This is a genomic window from Aurantimonas marina, assembly GCF_017183135.1.
Lineage (GTDB): Bacteria > Pseudomonadota > Alphaproteobacteria > Rhizobiales > Rhizobiaceae > Aurantimonas > Aurantimonas marina.
In genome coordinates, this window is record NZ_JADDXW010000014.1 from 95232 (window position 1) to 107194 (window position 11963).

Here is an 11963-nt window from a genome sequence, read left to right on the forward strand (position 1 = left end):
CAACTCCAAGTGCACACAGAAGTGAAAGGTGAAGCCGAGAATGCCGAAGTTGTTCAGGATCGCATTGCGGGGCGTCATAAGCGTCTTTACCGCAAGTGCACCACGTCCACCGATAGCTCGACAGACGTGTCGCCCATAGCGCCGCTGAACTCATCGTGAGGTATCCGCTCATGCTTCCCCGGAATTTATCGTTGTTGGCAACCGCTGCCGCCCTTTTCCTTAATAGCGGTGTCGGATTGGCCGCCGCTGCGATCGAAGCGCAGCTTCCGGACGAGATTGTCGTCGAACAAGCGGACATCCTGGTCTCCGCCAGCCCCGACGATCCATCGCTGGAGGGTTACTTGGTGATCTGGAACGGGACAGGCCAAAGCACGAGCATCACAGACGTGCGCAGTAGCGCCTTCAAGAAGGTCAGGTTCATTCAGACGGTCAGGACGGAGACCGAGACACAGGGAGTTGTTCAGAAGAACCTGTCGATTCCCGCCCATTCTGAACTGTTGATGCGGCCCGGAGGAGTATTTCTGTCGATCGATCCTGGTAAAACGAGGCCTCGCGTGGGCGAACAGGTCGATCTGGAAATCGTCTATGCGGATGGAACATCGGATGAAGTTACTACGAAAATCGAGTCCAACGTGGCGGCGCTCAAAGATCACCATCATGGCATGCAGTAGACTGAATGACGCTGCGCCTCCGGACCTTTCACAGCGACGCCACTGCGCTTTTGTCAAGCGAGATCGACGAACCTCGTCGAAGTATTAAGCGAAGGGCAACAACCCCGCTGCTAAGAACTCAACGATGAAATCCTTTATTCAGCTCATACTGCTGGCCAATCTCCTGCTCGGGTCGATGACCCACGCCCAGATCGTACCCAGTTCCTGCAACAATCTACTTTTGCTGAAGCCATGCGCCGTGGCGCTCGTCGCCACGGCAGGCGATGCTGCCGATGGAAGAATACCGTCACCGTCCAATCCCGGCGACGCCTTTCCAGCCGATAATCCGCATTGCAAACCGGCCGTCGTTCAAGCTCCCCCGCCTGTCGTTAGCAGCATTCTCCGATCAATTTCGTCTCCTCGTCCTACCGCGACAAGCCATGGACCCGGACAAACCTCCGGCCGTATCGATCGGCCGCCGGATCGCTCCTTGGGAAGATCGAGGCGAGTGCTCCCGTGGCGCCTCCAGGGTTGAAGGCGCCAAAGCCGAGCCCTCGCCAGCAGCAGCAGTCCATCCGAAGCACCGTTCCCCGGTGCGCCACCCTTAACGAGCGACGAATGCAAGATCCAGGTCCGTTGACCCCCTCGTGCTTCGTGGCGAATTCCGTTTCGAGGAAATCCCATGATTAATTTTGGAAAGCGGCAGCGCGCAGCGGACATTCCGCTGCCTGCTTATTCACCTCACCGCAGCCCCTGCGCCTTCGCCGGCAATGTCCATCGCCGCGCCTTCCTGATGGGTGTGGCAACCCTCGCCCTTTCGGGGTGCGTTGCAACGCAAGAGCCGGCGCCCATCATCGTTCCGGAACCGGAGCCGGAGCCAATTCGCCCCGCGATGTACCGTGCTATGCCGAACGAGCGTTTTCCGGTCCCGCCCGTGAACATAAAGAGGCTAGAGCCGCGCCTCTGGCGGCAGGTCGTCGATTACCCGACGCAGGAGCGAGCCGGAACACTCATCGTCGACACGCCCGCCAAGTATCTCTACCTGGTGAGGGAAGGCGGGAAGGCCATGCGATATGGGATCGGCGTCGGCCGCGACGGCTTTTCCTGGTCGGGGCGTGCGGTCATTGCCTACAAGCGCAAATGGCCGACCTGGACTCCGCCCGCCGAGATGATCGAGCGGCAGCCCGAGTTGGCGCCTTACAGCGCCGTCAATGGGGGAATGCCGCCCGGTCTCGATAATCCCCTAGGGGCCCGGGCACTCTACATCTTCCAGGACGGACGGGATACCCTCTACCGTGTTCACGGGACCAACGAGGCATGGTCGATCGGAAGAGCCGTTTCCTCGGGCTGCATCCGGCTCCTGAACCAGGACGTCGTCGACCTCTACGGCCGCGTCCCGGACGGCACACCCATCGTGGTCATTCCCGATCCATCGACGGCGATTCCGGCATAATTCACAGCAAGCCCCGGCCTAGCAGAATTTGCTTAGGCCGGGTCACCGGCGCCGATCCTGCGACCAAGCCCCTCAAGGTGCGTGTTCCCGAGATTAGTCACGCCTCGCGACGACGGTCGCCTGCCGACGACCGGAGATACGTGACGGGGGCAAGCACGGCGAGAAAGAGCGCCCAGCCCGCCAGCCCAAATTGAATAAAGGTCGGAGAGGCGTTGCCGAGACCAAAGATGCTCCCTACGAGCGTCAGGGTGAGGAAGCCGGTTGTGACGCCAAGGAGGAGGCCCAGAACGGCATAGACGAAGGCAAAGATGCCAATCACCAGACTTTGCAGGGCTCGTCTCATGAGCGTTTTCCATTGAAAAGATCCTTGAAGGAGGCTGATAGTTCCTCCAGCCGCTGTAGGAGCAAGCGATGTTCCAGGGCGTTGCCGGACTCAAACATGGGTCAGGTGGTGCTGACACTGGGAGTGGTCGGCCAGCGTCTGGATGACGCGGCAGTCACAGACGCGGCCGTGCCCGCATTCATCAATCATTCGTTGGAGCTCCCTGCGGAGCAGATTCAATTGATTAATCCGGCGATCCACTCCCTTCAGGTGATGACGGGCGATCCGATCGGCCTCCTGGCAGGAGGCATTGGGCCTTTCCGCCATGTCCAGTAGTCCTCGGATGTCCTCGATCTCGAACCCGAGCTCGCGCGCATGTCGAATGAAGGTAATGCGCTCAACCTCCTCTTCGCGGAACTGACGACGGTTCCCGTCCGTGCGGATCGGAGGTGAGATCAGTCCGATGCTCTCATAAAAGCGAATGGTTGTGACCTTCACCCCGCTGCGCTCTGAGGCCTCGCCGATAGAATATCCGCGTTCAACCATTTTTGCTTGCTCCTCTAGTCACTGGAGGACTTAAGGCGCGTAATTCATTGCGCAAGGAGTTCAGGGATGACTCTCTTCAATTTGGAACGTTCAGTTGCGGTGCGCTCTGCCCGTCCCGCCGAGAAGAAGGCCTGCTGGGTCGCAAGCTGCGCGGCGTCCTCTTCGCGGGCCATCGGGTGGGAAAACTGATGTCGGTGGCCCTTGGGAATGCGAACGCCGCCGCGACAGGTGCGATCAGTGTACAAATCCGGTCCGCCTCACCAGCGCGGTACGTCTTCCTCGACGTGTGGCGCGGCTTGGCCATCATAGGCGTTGTCATCTACCATTTCGGCTGGGACTTGAACTTCTTTGGCTTCATCTCACCCGCTGTGATGTTCAGCGGGCCGGTCACGATCTTCGCGCGCGCTCTTGCCGGCTCCTTCATGTTTCTCGTCGGCGTCAGCCTCGTCGTGGCCAACGAGAACAACGTTCGCTGGCGCAAGTTTCTCATACGCCTCGCCAAGCTCGTCGGCGCCGCTGCAGCGATCTCGATCATCACCTATATTCTGTTCCCCGAAGGGTTCATCTATTTCGGGATACTCCATTCCATCGCGCTTGCATCAGTGCTCGGACTTGCCTTTCTGCCGCTCCCGACGGGGCTGATCTTCCTTGCCGCCGTGGCGATGCTAGCAGCACCCTTCTTCTTTGATTTACCCGCCTTCGACACGCGAATCCTCGCCTGGATCGGCTTTGCCGCAAATCCCCCAGTCGCAAGCGACTTCGTTCCCGTATTCCCGTGGTTCGGCGTCACGCTCGCAGGGATGGGCTGCGCTCGACTCTTCCTGTCCAGGCAGATGATACGGGAGGCCGCGCGGGAGCCTGCGGAAGGAGCTCTTATCAGGGCGCTGGCGTGGATCGGCCAACGGACGCTGCCGATCTACCTGCTCCACCAGCCTCTTCTGTTTGGCGGCTTTGTCGTCTTCACCCGCTGACAGCGACCTAGGCGGCCAGAGCCAGCACATATCCTCAAACCACGGAGATTAGCGGTGATCGGGATCAGTCAGTACAGTCGTCAGAAAGCCATATCCTCACGAGCATCTCGCAAATTGAGAGGGCGCGGCTTCGGCCTTCTTCTTCTCGCCCTGCTCGCATGCTCGGCGATTGGAAGCACGAGTGCGGCAGCACAATCGGCAACCGATGCAGAAACTGGACAGACGGACGCTTCATCAGCACCGGCGGGCGCCGAGGCGCCGGAGCCCACTGCGTCTGTGGACATCACCGAGCTCATGGCCGAGGGTTCGCTGCCGGATATAGTGATCGGCGACCCAGACGCGCCCGTCACCATCGTCGAGTACGCCTCGATGACTTGCGGTCATTGCGCCAATTTCCACGAGAATAGCTATCCGGCGATCAAGGCAAACTACATCGATGCCGGCAAGGCGAAGCTGATCATTCGGGAGTTTCCCTTCGACCCGCGCGCCCTCGCCGCCTTCATGCTGGCGCGCTGCACTGGTGACGACGCCAAACGCACGGCCATGATCGACATCCTTTTCGACAAGCAGGATGAGTGGGCTCGCGCGGAAAATGCGTCGACGGCGCTCCTGAACATCGCCAAACTGGCCGGATTCTCCCAAACGAGTTTCGCCGCCTGCCTGAACAATAAGGAACTCCAGCAGCAGATCACGCTGACCCAGGAACGCGGACAAGAATTCGGGGTCGACGCCACCCCGACCTTCTTCGTGAACGGCGACAAGTATACCGGATCGCTTCCCGCCGACCAGATGGCGGCCATCATTGAGCAGAACCTGCAGTGATCGGGTATTAACGTGCGCTCGCCATTGTCAAAATACGGCACCGGACGGCTGCCGCACTGCCGTCTCCGTATAAATTTGGAAGCGATCATAGAGATCGACCACGCGGCTGTTGATCGTTTGAATGCAGTTGTTCGACACGGCCTTTCGCCGGAGGGGATCTAGTGCACGGTGATGCCCGCCGCGACCATGCAGACGTAGAGCAGCCCGGAGAGATAGAGGACATAGCGCCAGCCGTAATATTTGGCGTGGATCCAGATGACGGTGGCGGCGAGCGCGTTCTCAAGCACGATGAGAAACCCGGGGCTCTGCTGCGCGCCGCCATCACCGATGAGGAAGATCGCGTTCCAGAAGCCTGCGGAACGAATACCGAGATGAAGCCGGCGATGGTGAAGCCAAGGAGTATCTCCTTCCATCGTCGCCACCTCAACGGAGCGCGCTTCCATATCGGCGAGCCGGAAGAGAAACCCTGACCCTCGGATTCCATTTAAACAAAAGGTGGTGCGGTCGTCGGAATCCAACCCGTCCTATTTATATCCGTCGGCGCGCCCTAGCCCTATCCTGTGCTGAAGGGCCTTCCAATCTCCAAGCGCTATCGATTTCTATTGGGACATCAACGCTCAAGGAGATCAAAATGCACAGGGAACTAGATACCGCGGTTGCGAAAACCATCCGGCGGCAACAGCTTCGCGAGATGGTGCCGCTTGCCGACAGCACAATCTATGAAATGGAACAGCGGGGAGAATTTCCGCGACGCTTCGCTTTGACCCCACGATGCGTGGTTTGGGATCTGGGCGAGGTTCAGGCATGGCTCGCGGCCCGTCGCTCAAAACCAATTCTCCGTGCGCCCGGCCCCGACGTGAAGCAACGCCGAGCCCGTCCGGTCAAAGAGCGGGATCGGGCTCAAAGATCGGCATCGACGGCGGGATAAGAGTCGGCATGTACTTTTTGCCGTCGACCCACGCGTCCAAGATGTCCGACCACTCCTGCATCATGTGTCGACGCTGCACCTCATATTCAGCCTTGTTATAGACGCCACGCGACGAGCGCCCGTCCTCATGCGCCAGGCACTTTTCAATCCAGTCGCTGTTGAAGCCAAGTTCGTTCAGCAGGGTCGAACCTGTCCGCCGCAGGTCGTGAACCGTAAACGGCTCCAGGGGCAAACCTTCCGCCTTCGCCCGTTCGACGACTGCGTAGGTCACCCGGTTGAAGGTGGCGCGCGACATCGGAGCATCTGCGTCGTACCGCGACGGCAGAAGGTATCGTGAATTGCCTGCACAGGTCTTCAAGGCGATCATGATGTCGAGCACCTGATGCGACAGGTAGACGTTATGCGCCTTCGAGCGCTTCATCCGCTCCTTCGGAATCGTCCAAACCGCATTCTCGAAGTCGACTTCGTCCCACACTGCGTCCTGCAACTCGCTCTTTCGCACCATCGTGAGCAGATAGAGCCGCATTCCCAAACGGATCGTGGGAAGCGTGGAGATGTGCTCGAGCTGCTTCAACATCACTCGAATTTCGGAAGGCGAGAGCGACCGATCTTTCGGCACGAAAGTGGCGATCGACGCTGGTCCAACTTCGTCGGCCGGGTTTGCGACCTTCTCGCCGTGCAGGATCGCGAATCCGTAGATCTGCTTCAGGATGTCTCGCACGTGGATAGCCGTCGCCGGAGCACCGCGTTCAACGATGCTGCCGCAGTGGGCCCGTAGATCGTCGGGCGTAATTTCCGTCAGGAGACGATTGCGCCAGACGGGGAGCAGTTCGCGCTCGAAGATGGAACGCCGCATCGCGCGCGTGCTGTCGGCCATGGGCCCGGCAGTCAGCCACTTCTCGCCGAACTCGCCAAAGATCTTCGCTTCCTTGATACGGCGCTTTTCCCGCTGTTTTTCGATCGCCGGCGATCGTCCGTCGCCAATGGCGCGCCTGGCGTCGATGCACTTCTCTCGGGCCCGGGCAAGCGAGATCCCGTCGCGTCCGTATCTGCCCAGATAGACGGTCTCGCGACGACCGTTGAGCCTGTAATCCAGGCGAAACGAGATCGCGCCACTGGGCATGACGCGAACATACATGCCGTCCCGGTCCGCGATTTTGTAAATTTTCTCTTTTGGTTTCAATGCCTTGATGGCGGCATCCGTCAACATTCCAACTGCCTCCTGAAAAGTACCGTCAGCACATTTTCGAGGGTTCGTGATCGGGAATCGCCTTTATCTTCAACGTGTTAAAGAAACAAAAGTACCGTCACGAGCCTCATTGACCGTGACGGTACTTTGAAAAATTTGTCCGAGCAATATACCGGAGGTCCGTCACGCAGGTCGCCAGAGCCAAACTCTTCCGACCGATAGATACCGATCGTCGTAGGCATAATCTATTTTTGTTTTCAATGACTTGCGTCGTACCGCAGCGTGGTTTCGGGTACGTCCGGATGGGTTTGAATCATTCCCACTCGATCGTGCCGGGGGGCTTGGAGGTCACGTCGTAGACGACCCGGTTGATGCCGCGCACCTCGTTGATGATGCGGGTCGCGGCGTTGCTGAGGAATTCCATGTCGAAGGGATAGAAGTCGGCGGTCATGCCATCGACAGAGGTCACCGCCCTGAGCGCGCAGACGAATTCATAGGTGCGCCCGTCGCCCATGACGCCGACGGTCTGCACCGGCAGGAGCACCGCGAAGGCCTGCCAGATCGCGTCGTAGAGCCCGGCCTTGCGGATTTCGTCGAGATAGATCGCGTCCGCCTGGCGGAGGATTTCGAGCTTCTCCCGGCTGACTTCGCCCGGACAGCGGATGGCGAGCCCCGGTCCCGGAAACGGCTGCCGCCCGACGAAGCTTTCCGGCAGGCCGAGTTCGCGGCCGAGCACCCGGACCTCGTCCTTGAACAGCTCGCGCAACGGCTCGACGAGTTGCATGTTCATGCGCTCGGGCAGCCCGCCGACATTGTGGTGCGACTTGATCGTCACCGACGGCCCGCCGGTGAAGGACACCGATTCGATGACGTCGGGATAGAGGGTGCCCTGCGCCAGGAAATCGGCGCCGCCGAGCTTCTTGGCTTCGGCCTCGAAGGTTTCGATGAACAGCCGGCCGATGGTCTTGCGCTTGACCTCCGGGTCCGCCTCGCCCTCGAGCGCGTCGATGAAGAGGTCCTGCGCCTGCACATGGACGAGCGGGATATTGTAGTGGTCGCGGAACATCGCGACGACCTCCTCGGCCTCGTTCATCCGCAACAGGCCATGATCGACGAAAATGCAGGTCAGCTGTTCGCCGATCGCCTCGTGGATCAGCACCGCCGCGACGGAGGAATCGACGCCGCCCGAGAGGCCGCAGATCACACGACCCGTGCCGACCTTCTTGCGAATCTCGTCGATCGCCTGGTCCTTGAAGGCGGCCATCGTCCAGTCGCCGGCCAGTCCGGCGATCCGATGGACGAAGTTCGATAGCAGACGCGCACCGTCCGGGGTGTGGACCACCTCGGGGTGGAACTGCACACCGTAGAACCGCCTTCTCTCGTCGGCGATCGCGGCAAAGGGCGCGCCCGGCGAATGACCGATGACGTCGAAGCCCTCCGGAAGTTCGGTGACCCGGTCGCCATGACTCATCCAGACCTGATGACGGGTGCCCTCGGCCCAGATGCCCTCGAACAGCGGCGAGGCCTTGCGGACTTCCACGAAGGCGCGGCCGAACTCGCGGTGCAGTCCGCCCTCGATATTGCCGCCCAGCTGAGAACACATGGTCTGTTGACCATAGCAGATACCCAAAACCGGAATGTCGGCCTCGAACAGGGCCGACGGCACGTCCGGCGCGTTCTCGTCGGTGACCGAGGCCGGCGAGCCCGAGAGGATGACCGCCTTCGGTTTCAGTCGCGCCAACCCTTCGGCGGCGGACTGGAAGGGAACGATCTCGGAATAGACGCCCGCCTCGCGCACACGGCGCGCGATCAGCTGGGCAACCTGGGAGCCGAAATCGATGATGAGGATTGTGTCGGGGTGCGCTGTCATGGCGAGGCTTTAGGCAAGCAAGCCACCAATGTCCAGCATGTGCCAAGCCGCCGCCGCAGCCATCGCTAGCCGGCTTCGCAATCTCCCCGCCGATGGCGCGGAACGTGCATCCGGCAACGCCGTTCACCGGCATCGGCAATCATGCCGCGCCACCGGAGTCGATGATATGAGCGTCAAATCGCTGGACGATCTCTTTATCCATACGCTGAAAGACATCTACTATGCCGAGAAGCAGATCGTGAAATCGCTTCCGAAGATGTCGAAGAAAGCCACATCCGCGGATTTGAAAGCCGCCTTCGATGCCCATCTGGACGAAACGAAAGACCATGTGACGCGCCTCGAGAGCGTTTTCGAGGGGTTGGGCAAAAAGGCCTCGGCGGAAAAATGCGACGCGATCGAGGGCATCCTTGAGGAAGCAAAAGGGCTCATGGACGAGGTCGAGGATAGCGAGACCCTCGACGCGGCGATGCTGGCGGCAGCGCAGGCGGTCGAGCATTATGAAATCGCTCGCTATGGCACCCTGATCGCCTGGGCCGAGACGCTCGGGCACAAGGACGCCGCCAAGGTGCTGAAGGAAACCCTTGCGCAGGAAAAAGCGGCGGACGAGAAGCTGACCAAGATCGGCAGTGGAAAGGTCAACAAGAAGGCCGCGTAATCGCGAACCGCTCTGACGCGCGAACGGACCCCGCCCGCCAGCGGGGCCCGTTCGTGCCATCTGGTCTATTCCGCAAGGAGACCGCCAGCCAGCGCTGCGTCCAGTCGATCGACCGCGTTCGCCAGCTTCCCGTCGATGACCTGAAGCAGCATCGTCCAGTCGTCGTAGTGATGCAGCTCCGCCGCGCCGTCGGAAATGCCCCGCAGCCCAAGCATCGGCACCGCGAACCGCTGGCAGGCGCGCAGCACGGCGAAGGTTTCCATGTCGACCATGTCGGCGTCGATCGCCTCATAGCGCGGGCCGGAGACGATGTCGGACCCGGTCGAAAGCCTGGCCGCCGCGATGTCCGGTATCGGCGTCGGCAGCAACGTATGGATCGGATGGTCGACGAACGGCGTCACGCCCTTCTGAAATCCCAGCAGCGAGGCGTCGATATCGCGCCAGGCAACGGAAGCGACCTGATAGACCTCCCCCTGCTCCAGCGTCCGCGAGCCGGCCGAGCCGAGCGAGACGACCAGATCCGGCGGGTGGCCGGCCGCCTTCAGCGCGTTCAGGGCGACGCCGGTGCCCAGCGCCGCCTCGATCGGGCCGACGCCGGTCATCAGCGGCCGGATGCGGCGCCGCAAGGCCGGTCCGTACTCGGCCGCGGCGGCCATGACAAACAGCACCTTGCGGCCAGCCAGTTCGTCGGTGGCGAGGTCGCTTTGAGAGGGATCGAAATCGGTCATGGGCGGGTCCCCCGACAAGGCGCTCGATTGGCAGCCAACTCGCTCAGTTCAACCACCAGATCGCGCCGTTGAGAAGCAGCGCATAGGCGACCCAGGCGCCATAGGGCATGAACAAGAACGCCGCGGGGCGGTCATGGCGCAACGTGAGCGCGATGAAACCGACGATCGTCGCAAGCAGTGCCAGCATGACGAGGAGCGCGGCGCCGGGCCAATGCAGGACGAAGAACACCGGCGACCAGAGGAAATTGAACCCGATCTGCAGCCACCACACGCGCGAGGCCTGCAGTTCGCCGGCGTGCCAGACGCGCCAGCCGGCGATGCCGATCAGGATGTAGAGGATTGTCCAGGCCGGCGCGAACACCCAACTGGGCGGATTGAACCAGGCCTTGCTCAAGCCGGCATACCAATCGCCAGGGGCGGTGGCGACGCCGATCGCCGAGCCGCCGCCGACGGTGAGGATCAGGAACAGCGCCAGGACGAGATAGGGATGCCTCATGTCCGCTCCAGCACGGCGAAGAAGAAACCGTCGGTGCCGCTGGTTCTCGGCGTCAACGTCAAGGCCGTTCCGCCGCCGAGCGGCTTGGCCAGATACGCCCGCGGAGCCTCGGGAAGAGCCGTGTCCCATGCGGCCGTCGCGTCGGCCACCTTGAAGGTATCGTCCTGGCGATCCAGAAAGGCCGCGACGCGCGCCTCGTTTTCCGGGGGGAGCAGCGAACAGGTGACGTAGGCGAGCTGACCGCCCGGCTTGACGAAGCGCGCTGCCTGATCGAGCACCGCATCCTGCTCGGCCGTCCGCTTGTCGAGCTGCCGGTCGGACAACCGCCATTTGGCGTCCGGACGGCGCCGCCAGGTGCCGGTTCCCGTGCAGGGCGCGTCGACCAGAACGAGGTCCATGCGGCTTTCGAGGTCGGAAAGATCGTCGCGCGGCGCATGGATCTGAACGTTGCGGGCTTCGGCGCGCTTCAGCCGATCATGGATCGGCGCAAGCCGCTGGCGGTCTGAATCATAGGCATGAATCTGGCCGGTGTTCTCCATATTCGCGGCCAGCGCCAGCGACTTGCCGCCGGCTCCGGCGCAAAAATCCAGCACCTGCTGACCCGGCTGTGCTCCGGCCAGCAGCGACACGATCTGCGAGCCCTCGTCCTGGATCTCGAACCAGCCCTTCTGGAAGGCCGCCTCGACCTGGACGTTGGGATGACGGCCGGCGCCATCGACCGGCGCGATCCGCAGGCCATGCGGACTTATGGGTGACGGTTCGGCGGCAAAGGGCGCCAGCGCCTTCGCCAGTTTCTCGCGATCGACCTTCAGCGTGTTGACCCGCATGTCGAGCGGCGGGCGCGCGCTGAGGGCGGCGGCCTCGTCGGTCCAGCCCTCCCCGAATGCCGCCTCGAAATGCGGTGCCAGCCAATCCGGCACGTCGGCGCGCACGGCGCCGGGCGCGGTCGACAGGTCACGGGTGCGAAACGCCGCGAAAGCGTCGGCGGAGGGCATGTCCGGTGCGTAGCGGTCACCGTCGAGCGTCTTCGCCAAGTCTTTCACGTCCATCCGCAGGCCGTCGAGCACGGCGGCAAACACCAGCGCCCGGACGGAATCGTCCTCCATGCGCCAGCCGAGCGAGCGCTTCCTGCGCAGGACGTCGTAGACGATGTTGCCGATGGCGGCGCGGTCGCCGGAACCGGCGAAGCGATGGGACAGGCCCCAGTCCTTCAACGCGTCGGCGACGGGTCGGTGGCGCGCCGCGATATCCTCCAGAATTTCGATCGCCGCGGCGATCCGACCACCTAAACGCATGGCGAACTCCTATGGTCGGTGTGAGAATCGCTGCGGGC

The 11963-nt window shown here is 61.8% G+C and carries 14 protein-coding genes; 6 read left to right on the forward strand and 8 right to left on the reverse strand.

The window, feature by feature from the left end; all coding sequences use genetic code 11:
- The first annotated feature begins 194 nt into the window (after nt 1-194).
- Together ING15_RS15370 and ING15_RS15375 are read left to right on the forward strand one after the other, a co-directional pair.
- Nucleotides 195-671 carry a copper chaperone PCu(A)C gene (locus tag ING15_RS15370; protein WP_206455715.1) on the forward strand — a complete coding sequence of 159 codons (477 nt, stop codon included), beginning with the start codon at nt 195-197 and terminating at the stop codon, nt 669-671.
- Between the two features lie 772 nt (nt 672-1443).
- A complete protein-coding gene (locus ING15_RS15375; RefSeq protein WP_232845803.1) occupies nt 1444-2103 on the forward strand; it encodes a L,D-transpeptidase in 660 nt (219 codons plus the stop codon).
- A 97-nt stretch (nt 2104-2200) separates the two neighbouring features.
- Here ING15_RS15375 and ING15_RS15380 read toward each other — a convergent pair whose 3' ends face one another.
- Together ING15_RS15380 and ING15_RS15385 are read right to left on the reverse strand one after the other, a co-directional pair.
- Nucleotides 2201-2446, reverse strand: coding sequence for a hypothetical protein (locus ING15_RS15380; RefSeq protein ID WP_206455717.1), 246 nt, complete (start codon nt 2444-2446; stop codon nt 2201-2203).
- Between the two features lie 90 nt (nt 2447-2536).
- Entirely contained in the window at nt 2537-2971 is a 435-nt protein-coding gene (locus ING15_RS15385) for a MerR family transcriptional regulator (protein WP_206455718.1), read from the reverse strand.
- Nucleotides 2972-3018: 47 nt separating this feature from the next.
- Here ING15_RS15385 and ING15_RS15390 point away from each other — a divergent pair, with 47 nt between their 5' ends.
- On the forward strand, nt 3019-3942 hold the full coding sequence (locus ING15_RS15390; RefSeq protein WP_232845798.1) for a heparan-alpha-glucosaminide N-acetyltransferase: 924 nt from the start codon (nt 3019-3021) through the stop codon (nt 3940-3942).
- A gap of 54 nt (nt 3943-3996) precedes the next feature.
- Nucleotides 3997-4764 (forward strand): DsbA family protein, encoded by a 768-nt coding sequence (locus tag ING15_RS15395; RefSeq protein WP_332873840.1) that lies wholly within the window; start codon nt 3997-3999, stop codon nt 4762-4764.
- A gap of 158 nt (nt 4765-4922) precedes the next feature.
- Here the strand turns inward: ING15_RS15395 and ING15_RS15400 are convergent, their stop codons facing one another.
- Complete coding sequence (locus tag ING15_RS15400) at nt 4923-5282, reverse strand: hypothetical protein (RefSeq protein WP_206455719.1); 360 nt, start codon at nt 5280-5282, stop codon at nt 4923-4925.
- Between the two features lie 113 nt (nt 5283-5395).
- On the opposite strand from ING15_RS15400, the gene ING15_RS15405 reads away from it, so the two are divergent.
- Nucleotides 5396-5692: a helix-turn-helix transcriptional regulator gene (locus ING15_RS15405; RefSeq protein WP_206455720.1), complete on the forward strand. Its 297-nt coding sequence runs from the start codon at nt 5396-5398 to the stop codon at nt 5690-5692.
- Here ING15_RS15405 and ING15_RS15410 read toward each other — a convergent pair.
- Entirely contained in the window at nt 5646-6902 is a 1257-nt protein-coding gene (locus ING15_RS15410) for a tyrosine-type recombinase/integrase (protein ID WP_206455721.1), read from the reverse strand. The two genes, ING15_RS15405 and ING15_RS15410, sit on opposite strands and share 47 nt — an antisense overlap.
- 292 nt (nt 6903-7194) lie before the next feature.
- Nucleotides 7195-8751 carry a glutamine-hydrolyzing GMP synthase gene (gene guaA, locus ING15_RS15415; protein WP_206455722.1) on the reverse strand — a complete coding sequence of 519 codons (1557 nt, stop codon included), beginning with the start codon at nt 8749-8751 and terminating at the stop codon, nt 7195-7197.
- Between the two features lie 166 nt (nt 8752-8917).
- On the opposite strand from guaA, the gene ING15_RS15420 reads away from it, so the two are divergent.
- Nucleotides 8918-9406, forward strand: a complete 489-nt coding sequence (locus ING15_RS15420; RefSeq protein WP_206455723.1) for a YciE/YciF ferroxidase family protein — start codon at nt 8918-8920, stop codon at nt 9404-9406.
- A gap of 65 nt (nt 9407-9471) precedes the next feature.
- On the opposite strand, the gene ING15_RS15425 is transcribed toward ING15_RS15420, so the two are convergent.
- From ING15_RS15425 to ING15_RS15435, 3 genes are read right to left on the reverse strand one after another with little or no spacing between them, the layout of a single operon-like run.
- Entirely contained in the window at nt 9472-10134 is a 663-nt protein-coding gene (locus ING15_RS15425) for a 5'-methylthioadenosine/S-adenosylhomocysteine nucleosidase (protein ID WP_206455724.1), read from the reverse strand.
- A gap of 43 nt (nt 10135-10177) precedes the next feature.
- Complete coding sequence (locus ING15_RS15430; protein WP_206455725.1) at nt 10178-10630, reverse strand: TspO/MBR family protein; 453 nt, start codon at nt 10628-10630, stop codon at nt 10178-10180.
- Entirely contained in the window at nt 10627-11925 is a 1299-nt protein-coding gene (locus ING15_RS15435; protein ID WP_206455726.1) for an RsmB/NOP family class I SAM-dependent RNA methyltransferase, read from the reverse strand. Before ING15_RS15435 ends, ING15_RS15430 begins: the two co-directional genes overlap by 4 nt.
- Nucleotides 11926-11963 lie beyond the last annotated feature (38 nt).

What these genes read in the sequence shown, in the direction of transcription:
- ING15_RS15375 (WP_232845803.1), top strand. Translation starts at nt 1,444, where the DNA reads ATGGGTGTGGCAACCCTCGCCCTTTCGGGGTGCGTTGCAACGCAAGAG.
- ING15_RS15380 (WP_206455717.1), bottom strand. Translation starts at nt 2,446, where the DNA reads ATGAGACGAGCCCTGCAAAGTCTGGTGATTGGCATCTTTGCCTTCGTC.
- ING15_RS15385 (WP_206455718.1), bottom strand. Translation starts at nt 2,971, where the DNA reads ATGGTTGAACGCGGATATTCTATCGGCGAGGCCTCAGAGCGCAGCGGG.
- ING15_RS15405 (WP_206455720.1), top strand. Translation starts at nt 5,396, where the DNA reads ATGCACAGGGAACTAGATACCGCGGTTGCGAAAACCATCCGGCGGCAA.
- ING15_RS15410 (WP_206455721.1), bottom strand. Translation starts at nt 6,902, where the DNA reads ATGTTGACGGATGCCGCCATCAAGGCATTGAAACCAAAAGAGAAAATT.
- guaA (WP_206455722.1), bottom strand. Translation starts at nt 8,751, where the DNA reads ATGACAGCGCACCCCGACACAATCCTCATCATCGATTTCGGCTCCCAG.
- ING15_RS15420 (WP_206455723.1), top strand. Translation starts at nt 8,918, where the DNA reads ATGAGCGTCAAATCGCTGGACGATCTCTTTATCCATACGCTGAAAGAC.
- ING15_RS15425 (WP_206455724.1), bottom strand. Translation starts at nt 10,134, where the DNA reads ATGACCGATTTCGATCCCTCTCAAAGCGACCTCGCCACCGACGAACTG.
- ING15_RS15430 (WP_206455725.1), bottom strand. Translation starts at nt 10,630, where the DNA reads ATGAGGCATCCCTATCTCGTCCTGGCGCTGTTCCTGATCCTCACCGTC.
- ING15_RS15435 (WP_206455726.1), bottom strand. Translation starts at nt 11,925, where the DNA reads ATGCGTTTAGGTGGTCGGATCGCCGCGGCGATCGAAATTCTGGAGGAT.